The sequence below is a fragment of the Nitrososphaera sp. AFS genome (genome assembly GCF_009898475.1).
In the GTDB taxonomy this organism is placed as follows: domain Archaea; phylum Thermoproteota; class Nitrososphaeria; order Nitrososphaerales; family Nitrososphaeraceae; genus Nitrosopolaris.
Window position 1 is genome coordinate 1 of record NZ_QURE01000043.1, and the last position, 19,618, is coordinate 19,618.

20 protein-coding genes and 2 pseudogenes are annotated in these 19,618 nt (G+C 41.2%); 12 read left to right on the top strand and 10 right to left on the bottom strand.

What is annotated here, in order from left to right; all coding sequences use genetic code 11:
* Together DYY65_RS06405 and DYY65_RS06415 are read right to left on the bottom strand one after the other, a co-directional pair.
* Positions 1–185, bottom strand: a pseudogene (locus DYY65_RS06405) (hypothetical protein); the annotation flags it as partial.
* Positions 186–479: 294 nt separating this feature from the next.
* Positions 480–1,847, bottom strand: coding sequence for a UbiD family decarboxylase (locus DYY65_RS06415; RefSeq protein WP_162477148.1), 1,368 nt, complete (start codon positions 1,845–1,847; stop codon positions 480–482).
* Between the two features lie 140 nt (positions 1,848–1,987).
* Between DYY65_RS06415 and DYY65_RS12200 the strand changes: the two genes are divergently transcribed.
* Positions 1,988–2,281: a hypothetical protein gene (locus DYY65_RS12200; RefSeq protein WP_201449370.1), complete on the top strand. Its 294-nt coding sequence runs from the start codon at positions 1,988–1,990 to the stop codon at positions 2,279–2,281.
* Between the two features lie 546 nt (positions 2,282–2,827).
* On the opposite strand, the gene DYY65_RS06430 is transcribed toward DYY65_RS12200, so the two are convergent.
* The 3 genes from DYY65_RS06430 to DYY65_RS06440 all read right to left on the bottom strand — a co-directional run bounded on the left by DYY65_RS06430 (position 2,828) and on the right by DYY65_RS06440 (position 4,627).
* Positions 2,828–3,400, bottom strand: a complete 573-nt coding sequence (locus DYY65_RS06430; protein WP_162477151.1) for a hypothetical protein — start codon at positions 3,398–3,400, stop codon at positions 2,828–2,830.
* A 383-nt stretch (positions 3,401–3,783) separates the two neighbouring features.
* Entirely contained in the window at positions 3,784–4,122 is a 339-nt protein-coding gene (locus DYY65_RS06435; protein ID WP_162477152.1) for a nascent polypeptide-associated complex protein, read from the bottom strand.
* Positions 4,067–4,627 carry a PUA domain-containing protein gene (locus DYY65_RS06440; protein WP_162477153.1) on the bottom strand — a complete coding sequence of 187 codons (561 nt, stop codon included), beginning with the start codon at positions 4,625–4,627 and terminating at the stop codon, positions 4,067–4,069. Before DYY65_RS06440 ends, DYY65_RS06435 begins: the two co-directional genes overlap by 56 nt.
* An 87-nt stretch (positions 4,628–4,714) precedes the next feature.
* Here DYY65_RS06440 and DYY65_RS06445 point away from each other — a divergent pair, with 87 nt between their 5' ends.
* From DYY65_RS06445 to DYY65_RS06480, 8 genes and pseudogenes are all read left to right on the top strand, one after another.
* A complete protein-coding gene (locus tag DYY65_RS06445; RefSeq protein WP_162477166.1) occupies positions 4,715–5,785 on the top strand; it encodes a PhoU domain-containing protein in 1,071 nt (356 codons plus the stop codon).
* 22 nt (positions 5,786–5,807) lie between these two features.
* Positions 5,808–6,266, top strand: a complete 459-nt coding sequence (locus DYY65_RS06450) for a helix-turn-helix domain-containing protein (RefSeq protein WP_162477154.1) — start codon at positions 5,808–5,810, stop codon at positions 6,264–6,266.
* 267 nt (positions 6,267–6,533) lie between these two features.
* Positions 6,534–7,106, top strand: a complete 573-nt coding sequence (locus DYY65_RS06455; RefSeq protein WP_370519313.1) for a tRNA (cytidine(56)-2'-O)-methyltransferase — start codon at positions 6,534–6,536, stop codon at positions 7,104–7,106.
* A gap of 609 nt (positions 7,107–7,715) precedes the next feature.
* Entirely contained in the window at positions 7,716–9,491 is a 1,776-nt protein-coding gene (locus tag DYY65_RS06460) for a nitrite/sulfite reductase (protein ID WP_162477167.1), read from the top strand.
* Positions 9,492–9,503: 12 nt separating this feature from the next.
* Positions 9,504–10,367: a sulfurtransferase gene (locus DYY65_RS06465; RefSeq protein ID WP_201449371.1), complete on the top strand. Its 864-nt coding sequence runs from the start codon at positions 9,504–9,506 to the stop codon at positions 10,365–10,367.
* Between the two features lie 334 nt (positions 10,368–10,701).
* Positions 10,702–10,821: pseudogene (locus DYY65_RS12985) on the top strand (D-aminoacyl-tRNA deacylase); the annotation flags it as partial.
* 25 nt (positions 10,822–10,846) lie between these two features.
* Positions 10,847–11,341 (top strand): D-aminoacyl-tRNA deacylase, encoded by a 495-nt coding sequence (locus tag DYY65_RS12455; RefSeq protein ID WP_370519314.1) that lies wholly within the window; start codon positions 10,847–10,849, stop codon positions 11,339–11,341.
* A gap of 106 nt (positions 11,342–11,447) precedes the next feature.
* Positions 11,448–11,888: an NUDIX domain-containing protein gene (locus DYY65_RS06480; protein ID WP_162477158.1), complete on the top strand. Its 441-nt coding sequence runs from the start codon at positions 11,448–11,450 to the stop codon at positions 11,886–11,888.
* Positions 11,889–12,100: 212 nt separating this feature from the next.
* On the opposite strand, the gene DYY65_RS06485 is transcribed toward DYY65_RS06480, so the two are convergent.
* Both DYY65_RS06485 and DYY65_RS06490 read right to left on the bottom strand, forming a co-directional pair.
* Entirely contained in the window at positions 12,101–12,535 is a 435-nt protein-coding gene (locus DYY65_RS06485) for a 50S ribosomal protein L19e (protein ID WP_162477159.1), read from the bottom strand.
* Positions 12,536–12,988 (bottom strand): 50S ribosomal protein L32e, encoded by a 453-nt coding sequence (locus DYY65_RS06490; RefSeq protein ID WP_162477160.1) that lies wholly within the window; start codon positions 12,986–12,988, stop codon positions 12,536–12,538. It lies immediately after the preceding gene.
* Positions 12,989–13,149: 161 nt separating this feature from the next.
* Between DYY65_RS06490 and DYY65_RS06495 the strand changes: the two genes are divergently transcribed.
* Entirely contained in the window at positions 13,150–13,770 is a 621-nt protein-coding gene (locus tag DYY65_RS06495; protein ID WP_162477161.1) for a superoxide dismutase, read from the top strand.
* Between the two features lie 31 nt (positions 13,771–13,801).
* On the opposite strand, the gene DYY65_RS06500 is transcribed toward DYY65_RS06495, so the two are convergent.
* Positions 13,802–14,062, bottom strand: a complete 261-nt coding sequence (locus DYY65_RS06500) for a hypothetical protein (protein ID WP_162477162.1) — start codon at positions 14,060–14,062, stop codon at positions 13,802–13,804.
* A 156-nt stretch (positions 14,063–14,218) separates the two neighbouring features.
* On the opposite strand from DYY65_RS06500, the gene DYY65_RS06505 reads away from it, so the two are divergent.
* Entirely contained in the window at positions 14,219–14,578 is a 360-nt protein-coding gene (locus tag DYY65_RS06505) for a hypothetical protein (RefSeq protein ID WP_162477163.1), read from the top strand.
* 198 nt (positions 14,579–14,776) lie between these two features.
* Here the strand turns inward: DYY65_RS06505 and pckA are convergent, their stop codons facing one another.
* A complete protein-coding gene (pckA, locus tag DYY65_RS06510) occupies positions 14,777–16,378 on the bottom strand; it encodes a phosphoenolpyruvate carboxykinase (ATP) (protein ID WP_162477164.1) in 1,602 nt (533 codons plus the stop codon).
* Between the two features lie 361 nt (positions 16,379–16,739).
* On the opposite strand from pckA, the gene DYY65_RS06515 reads away from it, so the two are divergent.
* Positions 16,740–17,102: a DUF6659 family protein gene (locus DYY65_RS06515; RefSeq protein WP_162477165.1), complete on the top strand. Its 363-nt coding sequence runs from the start codon at positions 16,740–16,742 to the stop codon at positions 17,100–17,102.
* A 104-nt stretch (positions 17,103–17,206) separates the two neighbouring features.
* Here DYY65_RS06515 and DYY65_RS06520 read toward each other — a convergent pair whose 3' ends face one another.
* The gene (locus DYY65_RS06520) at positions 17,207–19,573 is read right to left on the bottom strand and encodes a valine--tRNA ligase (RefSeq protein WP_162477169.1); all 2,367 of its coding nucleotides are present in this window, start codon (positions 19,571–19,573) and stop codon (positions 17,207–17,209) included.
* Positions 19,574–19,618: the final 45 nt, after the last annotated feature.

The following is a 19,618-nucleotide window of genomic DNA, read 5'->3' on the forward strand; positions in this document are numbered from 1 at the left end:
GTTAAACTAATGTCGTATCCATAGGTATCAAACCCTCTTTCTTTTACATACTTTGCTACAGGAAGTCCTAATTGTCCTAATCCAACAATCAGAACTTTTAAGTCAACTCTTAAATCTCGATATTGCTGTTGCTTACGTGGCAGGTCAATGACGTCGTTGGTTGCAAAGGTATCGTTTCCTAACAATCTATCTTGTACTCGACTTTTATTTTATATGCACTCCGGTGAAGATGCATAGTAGAGTTCTACTATGTACTCAATTTAAATGAACCAAATTTCTGGGAATTCATGAGCCAATCTCAGAGCAAATGAATTAGATGATCTTACCAGATTTGTCATTCCGGCTCGTAGGTTTTTAGCCTTCAACCGAATTATATCGAGGTTCAGAGGTAATACATTACTTGGTGGATTTCCACCATATATGCTGTCGCCATGATGTTTATGGTATACCACTGAATACCTACTCTCCTCTCATGCAACTTAGGTGGGAAGCTTAATTTTGTTTTCACCCGGTATTTTAGCTAGTTCAAATCTCTCCTTGGGCTTTAACAGAGTAGCAGTTGCATCTATTCCCACTTTCGTAGTTAGCAAGTTCAGCTGGTCACTAGATGGATCTAAGCTAGAACCTTTTGCGTTATTAATCGTAATAAATCCCTTGTCTGCTTGACATCTAGTGCATATAGCGTATTCAACAGCATGAGGATTTCTAGGGTCTATGTCAGCGTCTACTACAATTGCCATTTTGAGTGAGGGATGTGACGAAAAGGCAGCGAGGATAGCATTCTTAGGCTCTCCTTCCAGCTTTTTTTGAATCTGTATGACCGATTGTAACCACGTGCAGCCACCCTCAGTCAGATGGACGGCCACTGTGTTCGGAACAACATTTTTGACCCCTTCAAATATTTTTGCCTCAACCGGCAATCCCATTAAGAGCTGATGTTCGTGATAGCCTGGTAGAATATCATGAAGTATCGCATCAGTTCTGAAATTTATTCTGTCAAGTTCAAAAACTGGCTGGCGACGCTTTATGTCGTAAGTTCTTAAAGCTTCTACCATCCACTCTTCCTCCGTTCTATCGATTAATATGCGTCCCTCTAATACAATTTCACTAGAGGATGGAATAAGAAGCCGCGAATAAGTGCTTTTTGTTAAGCCGAGATTTCCCTGTAGTAAGGCATTGGCTATCGAAAGCTCATCTGCACCATAAGGCGCTTGGTAAGCAGCCGCGATACTAATAACCGGATGAACTCCGACAACTATCGAAACCCTTAGGTCTTCACCGTTCTCTTTGGCGAGCAAAAAGCACCTGTGTAGATGCCTACCTTCAACCATCCTAATCACAAGGTGATTGTCATCTAATAATAGCAAACGATGAGTTGAAGCGTTCTGGTTCCCCCTCTCCCTGTCTTTTGCCAAAACCACGGACGAGGTAATATATGCACCGGCATCCTTTTCGAAGTGGGTAACTATTGGAAGATCGCCCAAGTGTTTGCTGAAATTTTCCTTAAACGGTGCATTTACATTATTTTTTTTTGACTTAAACGTGTAATTAAGCGCTGAAGATATACAAGAATGAATCTTTGTTTCGTTTTCAGCTCCTACAGCTAAAGAAAAGCTTGAACGCTTAGTCAACATATTAGACACGACTCTCATCCGACTACCTTGAACTTTCTCAAATAGTACTGCATGACTATTGCTACATTTGCTGGTGATGGCAGCTATCTCGAATTTTGGGTCAACTTTGTTCGTTATTTTCAGGAGTTCCTTTTTGGCTTCTAATATTTTGAGAAAGGATCGCAAATCATCGCTCTTCTGTGAATCCTCTTCATTTACCAAGGTCTTTCTCATTGCTTTCCTCAACCATACTAATTATTTTTTCCATAATTGAACTCATATCGTCGAGTTGTAGTTTCTCTACACTGTGAATGCAAACTATACATATCCCGTTAGTGAGAGAGGCAACTCTTTGGGAAAGAGTGCTAATAAACATGGAATCATACTTACTAGGAATGACTTTCGCTGTGTCAATTTTGTTTGAAGACGAGATAGAAACGTACATCCCGCCAATCCTATTTGAACCCTCGGAGACAACAATAAAACACCCATTCTCAAAAGTAAGAAAATTGACTAAAAAACATCTATTGCTCGGCGACGTAACAATATTGGAAAGAACTGAATCCGGCCACTTGTCTTTCGCATTCAACGGCAGCTTGATGTGCGACGAATTTAAATATCTAACTACGTGGCCCCAGATTTACAATGTAGAGTCAACTAGGGTGTAGAAAAGGAGATGACTGTAATTTCATTTAGTGCACTATTGAATGTTTTAGTTGTGAATTTGAATTATTGACGTATAGGGATCGCTCTTACGATTTGAGAATTCTGATTTTTTCTTCGAGCTCTCAATTTTGCTTTGTATTTAAGGTTCCGTGGTTTGGTTCTCAATCTATACCCACAGCATGGGCACCACAGTCCTTCCCATTTGATAAATATCTCACAAATTTGGCATCTCCTCTGACCGCTGGCGTAACGACCAGAACCCACCGGCTTTTGTGCCTTGTGACGTATACATATGCCCTTACAAGTCATAACTTCATACTCCGTAGAACGGTTTTATCTTTTATATCAGAGACTATTTAAAGATATTCAGAGATATTTGTTATAGATTTAACAATCTGTTTCTATTAATTTGCGGAATATACTCCAAAGTGTGAAAAAGATAGAATTATAATAACATCAGCGCGTGTTTTCCAAGCGACCTCCCATCTTCCCTGAAGTATCGCATTGAGGAAAGTGCTGACCTGTCAATTGGTAAGTAATGTGATTAATCAGGCAACGACATTGAGTCGAAAAATTTTACCCCTTCTTAGAGCGATTGCCCTGGCTGAAGATTTATCTCTAATACCTCTCCGATTTGAATCCAAAAACTTTGGTAATGATGTCCCGTATTCATTAACGATTTCAACCTGAACAAGATCTTTAAATTTCCGATATAACATCGTAGCAATCTGTCTAGTTATGGATAGGTTACCGTCTCCTATCCTGACAATCTTTCTAGTCGAGTCTATTCCAGATAATAGCACCGAGATAATCTTGAAAGTGGAGTACGATGATGACTCCACAAAGCTATCGATCTCTTCATTGAGATAGATCACAGATATACCAATCCTGTCCCCCGGGTCAACCCCGATAATTAATTGGTCATCACCGTAATTTGTCATAACTCTACGCAATATTTTCGCCTTAAAAAGGACTGGATAACAATCAACTTCGCTATCCAAAATCACATCCTTTCTCTGGATAAGACCTGCCTCATTTGCTGTTGTGATAATAATCTTGGCAGCTGAAGATGACGCCTGCTCCGGTGATAATGATTCAAACGGAATACCTAAAAGCCTCAAAGTGTTCGTTATTCTATAATAGGATACCCCGTTGACTGTAGCTACAGCAATTTCACATTGCAGCAGCTCCTCTTTCAGGGGCGCTTCATCGCTTTGCCTACTGCATGATAACTATTAAATCTTATGGGATTGGAATCTTCATCTTCCCTGGATGGCCTAAAATAGCGAGATTTAAGCAGAACAAAGACGACCAAAAAGATCTACATAACTGGAACCGTTGGGTTTCAAGTACTCTCGATGACGGACTCATAACTTCATGTGGCTCTGGAAGCCTAAAATCTATGAACAGTGAATTCTCCAATATAAGCATGGACTAAGTGTTCTTCGGGGTTTGCGGTACTATTAACAATAAACCTGAATACTATTTCTCGTTGCATAAATAGTCACGTGGTTAGGCTCAAAATTGCTTGTGCGATATCACCACCAGCATCAATCAAGGCCTGGATCGCTTTTTCCCTCGTAGTATTTGATTGTTGAATAACCAGCGTGATGTCTTCATCCTTAAAAGTGGGAATTTCTCTCTGCTTCTCTTCAATATCAGTAGCTACAACTTGAAAAATAGTGCTATCTTTGCCTTTCATCTCAATTACCTGAGGCTTCAGCAGGTAAAGTTCCTTGTTATCAGTTTTAATTACAACTTCTTCCACATTTCCAATGTCCTTCATCTCAAGACCCATCCTGTCCAACATTCGTCTCATCTCCCGATTGCCGCCTCGCATCATGGCTATATGTTGTTGTCGAGGGACTTTTTAACCCTTCTCTAATTTTCACAGCAACTCCTTGACCATAACTCTTCATATGAGCAGCTCCTATTATCGCCTTACCTACCGCGATTACCTCGCACGAATTGTCGATAACGACGGCCTCCGAACCGACCTTGACATTAGATCCACACCATTCTACATGCTTACAAAATAAGGAGTGGCCGTTCATCACAAATGGGACAACCTCGGCAATAGGTTTCACACAGTTCTCAAGAAACTTGCCTGTTTTCAATAGCTCGTTTGCACCAATTATTGTTAAGGCAATGCCCCCGTCAGTTCTAATAGTACCTGCTAGCCTGTCCTTGATAAAAAAATATTTTATGCGTCCGGTTCTTCTTGAATATTCGAAACGAAAACTGCCTGTGGCATGATTCACCTTTAATCTCTCAAATATACCGCTGCCGAATAGAGCATCGATGTGATGACCAATCTTTGTTTCAGAATCTAATCGAATATGTGTCAAAACTGTTCTTTTATCAAGGCTGCACTGTTTTTATTTTTGTCATTTGATACCTATATAGTTTCTAACTATTTAGTTGGTAGTAATAAGATGGATAATACCGAAATCGAAAAATTGGAAAATCAAAACGAAGAGACAAGGAAGATCCAATACACTGGTGGTTCCTCCTATATTGTTTCATTACCCAAAAAATGGATTCAGGATTTGAAACTGAAACAGGGCGACCTAGTTGCAATTGTGAGGATGGGGCAATCGAGTTTACAAATATCACCTGTCTCGAAAAGAATTAACAAGGAACAAAGAGAGGCAACAATTGAAGTAACGAAGGATAACAGTCCATACTTTCTCGCTCGCAAACTAATCTCAATTTATTTCCTGGGGTTTAACGTCATAAACATCTCTCAGAAAGATGGAGGGAGAATGTCAGCCCAGCAAAGAGAGGTCCTGAAGGATGTCGTTAGACGTGTCCTTATGGGGACTGAGATAATTGCCGATTCAGCGACGACGATTACACTACAGGTATTAATCAACTTGCTTGAACTATCTGTCGATGGAGCGCTAAAGCGAATGGTTTTGATCGCGAAATCAATGCATCGAGATGCAATCCTTTCCTTAAGAGAAAACAACGTAGAATTGGCCAAGGAAATATTGAAATCAGATGATGAGGTTGATCGCTTTAGTTTCTATATAGTAAGGCAACTAAATATTGCAATAAAAAATGAACATTTGCTCAAGGAGATTGGTCTAGACGATTCGCGGAACTGTTTGGGGTATAGATCAATCGCAAAATCTACTGAAAGAATTGCCGATCATGCAGGACTAATTGCTAAGGATATAATAGAAATGGAAAAACCGATGAACAGCGATATCGTGGAGAAGATTACCGAAATGAGTAATTTTGCACTCGATGTATTGGAGGAAGCTTGTCTATCAGTCTTTAAACGGGACTATGACTCTGCTGATCTAGCAATCGAAAAATCTCGTAACATTGATGATCTGGAAAAGGGTATTGTACGTGTAGCAAGCAAACTTAAAGATATTAATGAGATTTATCGAGTCAAAATCATTACAGAAAATATCCGAAGGGTCGCTGAATACGCTAGCGATATAGCTGAGATTGTACTGAATATGACTGTGCAGCAAAAGTTGAGAAAAGGCTAAATTTGCAAACTGCATATTGGGAATGATGCCCACGTTTTGTGAATTGTGCGGGCGCAAACTGACCGAAGAAAAAAGGAGTACTATAGTAGATGGCTTAGTTCTCAGTGTTTGTAAAGCCTGCTCAAAACATGGCAAACCATATTCTCCACCGAGTAGTGTCCCCTCAGTAGGAAGCTCCAGTAACAAAGGGGCAATACCTAGATCCAACCCCTTTAAGAACCCTACTAGAACGAAAGGGAGCATTCAGATCTCCGATAACATAGTGTTAAGCCCAGATTTCGCAAGACTGATTCGAGAAGCTCGCACGAAAAAAGGGCTGACCCACGAGCAATTAGGAGCACAAATGAACGAAAAGGCAAATTTATTGAAGAAATTTGAAACAGGTGCTCTAAAGCCCGACGAAATCATAGCAAGAAAGTTGGGCCGCTACTTGGGAATCCAGTTATATGTAAATATTCAGGAGGGGTATAGTCAAACCTGAAAAAGGATTTAACTCATTATAGCCAATGAGTCATACCAAGGAATACTCTAGTCCTATCTCGTGTTTCAGACCTTTACCCTGCATTAGTCTTTTAGAAAAGTCAACCTGAGATCTGAGATTCAGATGATTCAATCAAATGATACCGAGTATGAGAACAAGCTCTACGACTTGGCATCTTTCTTCCATGACGAGAAGTCATAGAAAGATTCGAACTGGCCTATATCCTAAATTATGTGAGGATTATCAGTAGAAATGAGTGAGGATCTCGTGAAGATATCTGTTTTGAGAATTGGACACCGACTTGTGCGGGATGATCGATTGACTACACACGTAGCTCTAGTGGCGAGGGCGTTTGGAAGCGAGAAAGTGTACATGACCGATGCGGCTGATTCCCTAAAACAAACTGTGGACGAGATCACCAAAAGTTGGGGTGGAAGTTCTGACTTTAATATTGAGCTTATATCAAATTGGAATCGGGTTGTTATGAATTGGAAGCGTGAGGGTAAAACAATAGTCCACTTAACAATGTACGGAATTCCACTAGGTGATAGAATCAAAGAACTACGAAGAGAGAAGAACATATTGGTTGTAATTGGCGCAGAAAAAGTGCCAAGGGAGTTGTACGATCTTGCTAACTATAACATTGCAATTGGGAATCAGCCTCACTCAGAAGTAGCTGCTCTCTCGATATTCTTGGACAGGATGTTTGAGGGCAAGCAATTCAATAGAGAATTTCGTGATGCAAAAATAAAAATCATTCCAGCCGCAAAAGGCAAAATTGTAAGGGAAATGACTCCAGTTTCTTATGAGAAATCTGACTCGAAGGGACCGACAACTTAGACCTTATTACGAAATTCATATGAAACCGTTTTTCCCCGTATTTAGAGACCTGCTGGGAACGGGTGTTCAATATGTTCGAATCTAACTGGGTTCATTAGCCGTGTCGAAGGTACAAGGACACATCATTCATACCTAGAGATATAGGATCTGAAATTTCTCGAGATCTTATACAGTGCTTGGGATTGAGAATGAAATTGCTCATTAATTAAACATATGAATTCCTACTCGTGTTGTTGTCTCGATTATAATTTGAGGTTTACATAATATGGTTGGTCAAACTTTCTTTTCGACTACGACCTAAGCTAAATAATATAGATTCAGTATATTACCTATTTGAGTTCTGATCGAAGTAAACTGCTCTTGATAGTGACGTTTAATATGATAATTTCCCTAGTGAAGAAAGACGATGATTAGAGTTGATCTATCGGCATAATAATCGTGCTAGAGTCTCAAAATTGCCTTGACATTATTTGCCGCTAATTTAACTGTCTATTACGAATATGCATAGTTTCCACAAAAAATATAAGGTTTCATTTGACTGATTTAAATGTGGAAGCCACTGTGAATTCCGACTCTGGACTAACAAGAAGTTCGACGAAGCAAGATCCTATGTGGGGTAAAATAGAGGAATCTGAAAATTTCGCAAAAAATGTCAAACATTTTAGACAGAAGAAGCTTGCCGATGACGATTTTCGTCGATACAGATTACAGCATGGCGCTTATGGATCAAGACTGCAACCGAATTACAGTATGGTCAGAATTAAGGTTCCCGGTGGTCTAATATATCCAGATCAACTTGAAAAAATCGCAAGCTTGTCCGAGGCTTTCTCAATCGGATCTGCTCACATTTCTACTCGTCAGAACATCCAGCTTCATTGGGTACAGTTAGAAGATGTCAGTGAGGTCATTAGGGGACTTGCTGAAGTCGGTTTAACCACGAGAGAAGCCTGTGGGAATACCGTGAGAAATGTGATGTGTAGTCACCTCGCAGGAGTCTGTCCAAATGAAAAGTTCGACTCAACGCCATATGCGAAGGCGATTGCTCGATTCTTCCTTAGAAATCCGATGTGTCAAAATTTACCCCGCAAATTTAAGATCAATTGTGCTTGCTGTGAAGATCATGGGTTAGCTCGCATTGCTGATATAGGGTTAATACCTTCGATAATTGATGGACGCAGGGGTTTTCGGGTTTATCTGGGTGGCGGCTTGGGTGCAGCCTCGTTCGTAGGCCACTTACTTGAGGATTTTACACCAGAGTCTAGGCTACTAGCAACATGTATGGCGACTATACGCCTTTTTGACAGACATGGTAACCGCGAGAATATGGCCAGGAATCGAATGCGATATTTGGTTCAAGAACTGGGATGGGAAAAATTCCAGAAATTGGTTTTGAAGGAACGTTCAATTGTAGAAATGACAACCTCTACGAAAACAGCTGGATTATTTGATATTGGTGCCGAGCAAGAAGAGTCCCTTAGCCCTAGAGCGTTAGACATTAAAACGGTAAAGCTGCCCATAATCGAGGAGCAAGTATTGCCAGACGGCGCGCCATACCAAAGATGGTTACATGGCAACGTGATCGCCCAAAAACAACCGGGATATTTCACAACATTCATAACGTTGGCCGCGGGCGATATAACTGCAAACCAGCTTCGAATTCTGGCTGGTGCAATCCGCAACTTGTCGGAGGAGGCGAGTGCTAGAAACACGCCCCATCAGAATCTTGCTATTCGATACGTCACTGCCGCTAATCTACCCCAGTTGTATTCCAAATTAGCTTCAATAGGATTGGCTAATCCTGGAGCGCTTACTATCTCGTCCGCAGTTGGTTGCTCTGGTACTACCTCGTGTAATCTGGCGATCACAAATTCTCATAGACTGGCAAAAGAAATTGAGTATAGGTTCCTAGAACTGGGGCTGGATACGGATGATAGCCTCAGGGATACCACTATCAAAATAAGTGGCTGCCCTAATTCTTGTGGCCAGCATGAGATTGCAACGATTGGGTTCTTTGGAGGTGCCTCAAGAGTTGGAGCGACCATGGCTCCTACTTACACAATGTTATTTGGTGGTGATTCAGGAGAATTTAGTGTGCTAGCCAAGCCGATAATGCGAGTTCCGGCGAAGCGAGTAATTGATACCATTCGTAGGATAATTGAGCTGTATAAGGAGGAAAGGTCATTTGGAGGGTCACTAAAGGAGTGGATAGACAAGATCGTGAGAGGAGAAGGAATTGGCAAAGTCAAAGATATTGAGGGTATGAAGAAATTGCTTTCTGCTATCACGCAATTGCCTCCTGCAGATCAAGAACCTGAGATGTATCGGGATTATGGGAATGATATTAAGTTCTCAGCCAAGACAGCCAGAGGAGAATGTGCTGCGTAGTACAGTAACACAATGAAGAGCGATTCAACCTCCCCTATCCCTAGTAAGGAGAATTCTGCTGAATCTAGTGACGATTCGCAGGTTACCCAGCTCCCTATCGTTTGTAATGTGATGCTACTATCTGATTTGATTAAAAAGAATTCAGTCCGGGTGGTAGATGTACGGAGAGAAGAAGAATATAATCAGGAACACATACGTAGTGCTGTTTCACTTCCACTTGCGAAATTGCTGGAACATGATTCACCTACTGATACAAGGGAAATCTTAGAGAATCTGGGGGTAGGAGATGGGTATCCTGTTGTCGTTTACGACGACACGTTTGGAGCTCTGGCGGCTAGAGTTGCCTGGTCATTCCAGTACATAGGTCATTCGAATACGGCCTTGTTAGAAACTACGTTTGGTCAGTGGAAGAAGATGGGTTTGGAAACAGAATCCATACCAACATCTTTTTCAAGGAAACAGCATTCGGTAAACATCAATCACGAAATTTATGCAGATGCCAGCTACGTACAGGCTGCTCAGAATTCACCCGACAAAATAATCATTGACTCAAGAGAACGCTTAAACTACCTCACAGAGCATATTCCTGGCGCAAAGAACATGCCCTACACCATGGTCGGGGGGAATGGCAGCATAATACGCAACTCAGAGGATATAGAAAGGTATATTGAAAATAGGGGAATTTCGCACGACACAGAAATTATTGCATATTGCGGTAGTGTTGGTACCTTATCTGGATTGACTTATTATGCCCTCAAGCAGGCAGGTGTAAAAAATGTAAGGCTTTATTCAAAGTCGTTCAAGGAATGGAAGTCCCTTGGAAAACCTAAGGAAGAGATAAACGATGCAAACTATTGGGACCTTTCCGCGGAATAATCTTATTTCTGAAATGCATTTTCTCACAAGGTTTGAATAGTGTCATCAAACAGGAATTAAATTCCCTACAAACACTTCGTATCATTATGGAGCCAGTTGAGGACACGGACTTCTACAGCATTGAAGATTATGAGTAAAGTTGAATCTATCTAATGATTATACTGGGGCTAAGCAGCTCATACTAGTTGCTTCGACCCAAGACCTTGCGAGCATGACTATGACCAACTATCTCTTACAACACCAATCCTTCCGGTCGGACGAGAATAAAGTTTTTTACTCCTCGAGTAGCCATCCAAATGTTCGGATCTATATTTCCAACAAGTCAACGCTTTATATGGAATTTTTAGACGAGATATTTCCAGACGCGAAAGCTTTTGTTTTCCTTTCACAACATAGGTCCCAAAGTAGAACCAAAGCACTAACTTGCCACTTCCCTGGCAATTTCGGGCTAAATCAGTTCGGGGGGCAGAGAGCTCTCTATTGCTTACCCAAGTTTACAAAAGTATTACATGAAGAGACTAATAGCACAGAGAGAGATGGTGGCAGACTACCAAATTGTCATCGAATCAAGTCACCATGGCCCCACTTCATTAACAAAGCCGCCTATGTTTATAGAAATAGGATCTACGGAAATAGAGTGGACCGACGAGAATGCCTGTTCGATCATCTGTGAAGCCATTCTAGAGGTTGCTGCTTGTGATACAATACGTTGTGATAAAGCAGCTATATGTCTTGGTGGGACACATTATCCAACAAAATTCAGTAAGCTTTTGATAGATTCAGAATATGGTATAGCAGCGGTAGCAGCCAAACACGATCTAAATTTAATAGATAAAGAAATGCTTGATCAAATGATTTTGAAGAGTGTGGAGAAGGTAGGTACACTAATACTAGATTGGAAAGGGCTCGGCAGGGAAAAAGAAAGAATAATGGCTCTAGCTGCTGACACAGGACTTGAGATTATTAGACTATAATTTAAAAAACCGGCATAATTAAATGCACGGCGCCTGTTAGTCACGTCGTACAGTAAATAATAGAAATATCATTATTATTCCAGAAAGACCATAGAGGTAACCCAATATGGCAACTGAGCCCACAGCCATCAGGGCTGACGTGGTGACTGTAATTTTACGGCATGATGGAAAGATCCTAATCTTGAAGCGCGGCGGGAAGGTTAGAACGATGAAATTTCTATGGGCTGGTATTAGTGGCTATATCGAAAAGGAGACTCCATTGGAACGTGCCTTAATTGAAGTTAAAGAGGAGACTGGCTTGACCAAAGCGTCGGTTAAATTAGCTCATGTAGGTCAGCCCCTGGAGGTGGTCGAATCTGGCAAGGCTGGAGTAACATGGATTGTGCATCCCTTTCTATTCGATGCAAATACCATTCTGATAAGAATGGATTGGGAACATGAAGAATTCAAATGGATAATGCCTAAAGACTTAGATAATTATAGGACTGTCCCTAGATTAAAAGATGTTGTAAATGAATTAACTCAACAGTCTAAACTAGGGAACTAAATGAAAGCTACATTCTAACAAACACACAACCGAGTTCTTTGACTACAGGTTCTCTGCGCCAGAATGCTGGAGATCATTTTCGGTAGAATGCTTCGCTCTATTAGTTATCTGGTCAAACAAAATTATTGAGCAGCGAAGCATGAATGACAGTGGAACACGCCCATGTTACCCGCCGGCTGTAAACGTTAAGAGATTAGTAGAGTATAAACAGACTACTCCTTTAGGATATCCCTTAAGTGAGCCAAGGACCTAACGTGACCACCATTAATTTTGTTGTAGGTACTCCAATATTTCTCTGATGTTATATCGTTTCTCTCCTTTAATATCTTCAGACGTCGTCTCATTGCTCTTGTCCTAACGACATACAACTTCTTCTTTCCGACTCGCGTAGATTTTTTACCTTTCTTCGAGCCTGCACCAGATCCATGCTTCCTTCGAACCGTTAACTTCGCTTTGGCACGTGCCCTAGAAGTCCCGCGTGGCTTAATGGTCCAAATCGTCCCGTTTCTTATCAAGTTTCGCATATTGTCCCTAGTGATCGAATCTGCAACGTCTTCAAGCTTGTCCGGCTCGAACCTTACCCTATTGACACCTACACCCAGAATACGAGAAATTAATTCTCTCTTCTTTCTTATATTTACAACCATTTAACCATCCTCGGTCCTTTTATTTGCTTTATCTGATGGGGCTGTCGTGGTAGTCATTTTTTGGCTCGACGGGGCTAATTTTCCAGCGTTTAGTATCTTTATGCCCATCTCGGTGGCCGCCGCAATAATTTTCACTTTTTTCCTTCCTCCAATGCTGTGAGATAATCTAGCAGCATCCTTTTGAGGATCAAGTCGGGATAAATCTTTGGCATTAAAAACTAAACAGTCCTTGTAACCAGATGGGTGGAGACCTCGTGCCACTTTTGGCCCTCGATAACCAATTTTGACCAAAGCAGGAACCCCAGAATATTGTTTTCTCATTTTATTGTCCTTTCCTTTAGGTTTCCTCCAACTCTCAGATAAGCGATCGTAACGCCAACTCTCCTGTCTTACAAATTTGGGTCGACGAGCGGAAACTCTTTTTCTAAGTTGAAGTATTTCCTTGTTAATCATTACACTAAAACGAAGGATTTTTTTTTGAATAAATATGTTTCTGAAATTGCCTGCAAGTGCCCTACAGGTGGTTTGCTAGAAGATTTTCACCAGGGAAGTAAGATGGCATTCTGCTTGATAGAAATCGAAAGATTAATAATTTTTGAAGTGTCACAAGAATTATGAAAAAATATGAACTACCCAAGGTACCTTATGCCTACGACGCGTTAGAGCCTCATATCGACGCAAGAACGATGGAAATCCATCATACAAAACACCATCAAACATATACTGACAAGCTCAACGCTGCGCTCGAGAAGTGTCCTTCTGAAATTCAAGCAAAAGATATAAATGATATACTCTCAAGCCTTGATGAGTTACCTTCAGACCAGAAGGGCGCTGTAAACTTTAATGGTGGCGGTTTTGATAACCATCGAATATTCTGGCAAAACATGAAGCCTGGTGGAGGAGGTGAACCAGGTGGCAGCATTGCAGATGCGGTAAACAAGTCATTTGGAAGCTTCTCAGAGTTTAAGGAAAAATTTTCTTCAACGACTGCTCTAATTCAAGGAAGCGGTTGGGGTTGGTTGGTTTATAATCCTTCTTCGAAGAAAGTAGAATACAAGTCGATGTCAAATCAGACGAGTCCAAGGACCGAAGGGTTAATCCCTCTGCTAGGCTGTGACGTCTGGGAACATGCCTACTACCTCAAATACCAAAATAAAAGACCTGACTATATCTCAGCTTGGTGGAATGTTGTGAACTGGGACGATGTCTCAAAAAGGTTGAGTGAGTCTCAGTAGGCTTCATCTATTTTTCGGCAATAGGAAATTCCTACTCCTTCTGCCTTCTTGTATTCAGTTCCTCGTTTGGAGATTTCACTAATAATTTCGATCTGTGCTCCACTTCTTTTTGGATGGACTCTGATTCTAGCTTGTATCCCATCTTTAGAGCAATTTGCAAGCGGTAATCTGCTTTGTCTTTCGCAGATGCACTTGCAAAGAACGTACAAACCATGTGTCTTAAGCATTGGAATGTGAAAAATGACACCGTCAACGACCACTCTGGTTTCATCAACATCTTGTCTTTTGCCATGATGCAAATCATATACTTCAGGATCGATTTTCTAAAATCGCGAGGGTAACTCCAAAGACTCCTTAAGGCCTTTATTAGATTTCAACGTAACTGAGTGAAAACCCGGCGTTTAAATGTGTGCCGCACAGCACCATTAGACAGATTTCAATTCATAATATGAGCAACCCCTCAATTGAATTTGCTGCAAAAAGGAGAGTAGAGACAAAAGGAAAGCATGCTTCTTCAACTGAAAATCGGAGATTAGTATGGGAGAAGATCGTTTGGCCCCTAATACTAGACGTTAATAGATCTTATTTTAATCTTAGAGAATATCATGCAAAAAGAGATCAATTCTGTAATACATCCAATATAAGGTCCTCCAAAGTCGCAGGAGGTCTTGTATCTTTACTAGTCAAAGGAATACTTGTCAAACAGAGGAACATCTATTCTATTCATTATAGACTCATTCCTTACATGCGCAAGAGGGTGACCCTGGACTATGGTCTAGTGCTCAGAGAGATAAATGCGAAGCGTTAAAGTCAAATAATGGTGTACTATCAAATATTATGTAGCTCGAGTGAAGCCCGGTCGAACTTGTTTTCCTAATCGGAGCAGGTACCGAATCTAGTGGCCAATCTCCAAGGGGGCTAAGGATTTCAGGCTCTGGATCAAAGAGAAAAGAAACCTGGAGACAGCAGTTCGAATCTGCTCCGGGCTACTCATTGAGCCATCATGTCAAATAGATGGGCCTGCATTTCGTATTTCAGGAACGACATTCTCAAACTTTTCAAAATTTCTCACAAAAAGCGAGGCAAGTCTACGGGCAGATATTTCGTATTTTCGCTCGTCTGACCAACTTTTTCTAGGATTGAGCACCGTTGATGGGACGCCTGGACAAGACGTTGGGATATCTAGATTAAAAATATTATCATGAACAAAAGTTATTTCATCAAAGGCGCTATTCAATGCAGCCCTTACGATCGCCCTTGTGTGTGTAAGATTGATCCTCTTGCCCACCCCATACGGCCCTCCGGACCAGCCCGTATTAATCAGATAGACCTTGGTATTGTGCGTCGAGATCCTTTCCCCAAGCATTTTAGCGTATTCTTTGGCAGAAAGCGGCATAAATGGAGCACCGAAACACTGTGAAAATGTTTCTTTAGGCTCTGTAATGCCTCTCTCTGTGCCGGCAAGCTTACTTGTATAGCCTGACATAAAGTGATACATTGCTCCTTCTCTGGTGAGCCTTGCGATAGGAGGCATGACTCCAAATGCATCTGCCGTTAGGAATATAATGACCCCGGGATGGGATCCAGTACTTGGTATGACCGAACTAGGGATATACTCGAGTGGATAAGCAGCTCTCGTGTTTTCGGTCAGTGTCACATCTCCAAATTGTGGCTCGCGGCTTCTAGGTTCAATAGCGACGTTCTCCATCACCGAGCCAAACTTAATGGCCGCCCATATTTGGGGTTCATTTTCTGCTTTCAAGTTAATACACTTGGCATAACACCCCCCTTCGAAGTTGAATATCCCCTTCTCTGACCAACCGTGCTCATCATCACCTATAAGTCGTCTCTCTGGATCGGCCGAAAGAGTTGTTTTACCTGTGCCTGACAAACCAAAAAATAAGGCTGTGTCTCCGTTTGAGCCGATGTTCGCAGCACAATGCATAGGAAATACCCCTTTTTTTGGTAACAGATAATTCATTACTGAAAAAAAAGCCTTTTTAATTTCTCCGGCATATGAAGTCGAGCCTATTAAGACTAGTCTCTTCTTAAAGCTAATGATTATGAATGTCTCAGATCTTGTTCCCTCGGATTCAGCCAAAGCACCAAAGTCATTAACTGAGAGTAACGTAAACTGTGGCACATGATTCAACAATTCGGCGTGTGTAGGACGTATGAAAAGCTGAGTTGCAAAGAGGTTTTGCCAAGCCTTATCAGTAATCACCCTGATTGGCATCCTATTTTGAATCTCGGCGCCGATGAATCCGTCGAAAACGAAAAGTTCCTTTTCTCTTACAACAGTTAACATTCTATGATAAATTGTTTCAAAATTCTTTTCTGAAATAGGTTGGTTAACCTTTCCCCAAGCTATACTATCTTGAGTCGTATCATCGCTTACAATGTATCTGTCATCAGGAGATCTACCTGTAAATTTGCCAGTTTTAACTGTTAGCGCACCGGTTGAGGAAAGCTCGCCTTCCAATCCCTGAATGGCAACCTCTACCAATTCCGGTGTCGGAAGATTTCGGAGAATCTTGTTTGGCCTGATGCCTATTTCCTCAAGTTGGATCAGACACTTCGTCGTCAGATTCTGGTGGTTGACATTCATTGGCAGCTCTTAAACCTAAAATTGCATATTTAATTGATTTCCTATTAAAGCTTCTTAGGTTTTTTCAATTCGGCCAAGATATCTAGCAGATCAGGATGATCTAATTTTACCAGCCCATTTTCATATACAAGAAGATCATATCGAACTTTTCATTGATTCATACTGTGCTATATGCTCAGATTTTGCATTTATTATAATATTATTGTCTTCGAGCTTTAAAATAAGACCAAGACCATTCAGAATTTGCATATGAAAACCCCACAAGAGTTTACCAGTGGTACGGGTTTAGAATTCTGATATCTCAACCTTTGAAACAATTAGAGCCTCAACATTCAATAAATAGAGTCGACTTTAGGGGTCCGTGGAATATTCAAAGCTATGTGAATCAATCTTTTCTCTACACGATGATATTCGTTATGCAGCAGTAGTTGATGATACAGGGCTCCAGGTTGCCGGTGGCATGCGTAGAGGCATGGATTCTATAGTAGATCAATCCAATGAAGAATTGTACCTTGCACAAACTGCACTTCGTAAATCCATGAGGCAAAGATTCGATGATACTATGGGAAAGGCAAGGTTCGCATACGTTGAAAGAGAAAAGATTTCAATTCTAACTTTTTATATGAATAAGAATATACTCATTATCACGATGGAACCCAACATTGACTCGCATACTGCTGTAGATATCGCAGAAGATGCGTTGGAGTTAATTCACAATAAATAGCAAGACAACCAATCAAATTCCGTAGTTTAGTTTGCCTTAGGTCCCTTCTTTGCACGTCCCCTACTGACAGATTCACTCAATGACGTAATTAGAGAACATGAGTGCTAGAGAATAAGATTATGCATCTTCATTAAATCTTGCTTGAACGAAGCTAGATCTGGGGGTATATCGATATTGTTAATCGAATCCTTCAATGATAAAGACTTTCCAGTTTCTTGAGAAATAGTGCGCTTTTTTCTATTCCATACTGTGGAGTTGAACTCCATAATTGATTTGGTGTATTTTGCCATTTCGGAGTAGTTGTTCACAGACTTTGGCATGCCTTGCGCGTGTATGGTTTCCGGCGAGTAGATTTTACTCCATAATTCATCCGTAATAAAAGGACAAATAGGGGCTAGCAAAAGCAAGATCGTAGAAAAGCAAGTATGGGAAGTAAAAACGGCTGATATTTGTGCTGTTGCATCTGTGGAGTCATAGATCCTTGCTTTGACCATTTCTATGTAATGGGCTGCGAAAATATTCCAAGTGAATTCTCGTATTGAATTAGCCGGAACGAAGAAATTAAATTCAGCATATCCTTCCAAACATCGATCAATTAACTTACATAACTCGCTCATGATCCACTTGTCAGTAGCAGCAAGGTATTCTGGCTCTTGAGCAAGTACAGGAAAAGTAGACAGGAATCTCCCAAGGTTCCAGATTTTTGACAGGAAATTCTTTGTGTTGGCAATCTTTTGTTCTGAGCACCTGAAGTCATACCCTAAATTACTCTCTGAAGCACCCCAGAATCTGAAAGCATCGGCTCCATATTTTTGTATGATTGGGAGAGGATCAATGACATTTCCCTTGCTTTTACTCATTTTCTCGCCTTGTTCGTCTAGGCCATACCCCATAATCCAAACGTCAGACCACGGCAATTGACGTGTAAGTTGAAAGCACCGCAACATCGTATAATACAGCCAAGTCCTAACGATGTCCTTCCCCTGTGGTCTTATGGTAGTCGGATAAGTCGAACGATAGTACAATGGATCATAAGTGTACTTGGCTATAAATAGTGGGGTAATGCTGGAATCCATCCATGTATCAAAAGTTCTGTCCTCACCAGTAAATTCAGAACATCCGCATACGGTGCATTTTTCGAATGGCGGTTTTTCTTTCCATGGCTTATAATAGTTTCCTGCCTCTGGGAGGTTTGGATGCTCACAATCGTTACAGTACCAGATTGGAACCTCTGTACCATAAAATCTCCTCCTTGTCACAGGCCAATCAATTGCGATTGAATCGAGCCAGTTGAGTAGAATTTGTTTATGCATGGACGGATGGAACCTAACTTTCCCTGCGGCTTCTTTTAGAAGAGAAACATATGCCAATTGTTTCAGATAGTAATCTTCCAGTGAGATTATCTCAACTGGGGTCTTGCTTCTTTCACAGATAGGGGTCCGATGCATAATATTCTCCTCCTTGTCAAGCAGTCCTGTTTTTTTCAGATCTTCTATAACCCGTGCCCTAGCTTGTTTGATAGTAAGGTTGGCGTAATCTCCTGCAGCCGGAGTGGTCCTACCATTTGTATCTAATGAGACAATCTCAATTAGCTTCAATTCACGGAACAGCCGGACATCGTTTTCATCTCCGTAGCTGCACACCATTACTACCCCAGATCCAAATTCGGGTTTGGCCGAGTTGTGTCCCACTATCGGCACTTGTCTGTTGAATAAAGGCAGAATAGCATGCATCCCAATTACTGTTACATATCGTTTATCACTAGGATTCACAATTACGGCTTGGCATGCATGGAGCAACTCCGGTCTGGTCGTCGCTACAATGATATTTTTGCCGGTTTCAGTCACCTTGAATTTCAGATAGTTTAGTTTAGTGGGTATGTTTTCATAAATAATCTCGGCGTCCGCGATCGTCGTTGCGCATTCCGGGCAATAGTTGTTAGGCCTGTTTGCTCGATATATAAGGTTCTCTTTCCATAAAGCTATAAACGTACCTTGAGTAAGTGCGCGATATTCTTTTGAATCTGTGCGATAATAATTGTCAAATTCCGCACTCATACCCAAAGCTTTCATTGTTTGGATCATTTCGGCTTCCAATTCGTCGAGAGCATGAGCACACAGCTCAAGGAATTTCTCTCTGTCCATCCTTCTCATCGAGACTTTATACTTCTTTTCAGTGTAGATCTCTACTGGCAGCCCGTTTCTGTCTATGCCAACAGGGAAGAGAACATTGTAGCCATTCATTCTGGAGGTTCTAGCAATCATATCGATTTGTGAATAATGTGTAGCAGCTCCAATGTGCCATGGTCGTCCAGAAGGATAAGGAGGAGGAGTATCAATGACAAATTTTTCCTTATGATCACTAACCGCAAACTTGTAGATTTTACTATTGTGCCATTTTCGAAGTATGTGTTCCTCTAGCAAGGGATCCCAAGATTTAGCTTCAATTCCAGATCCGGGGGTAACGTTCATTGTATCAGGTTTAATCAATGGCGTATACATACGGTTATTAATGTT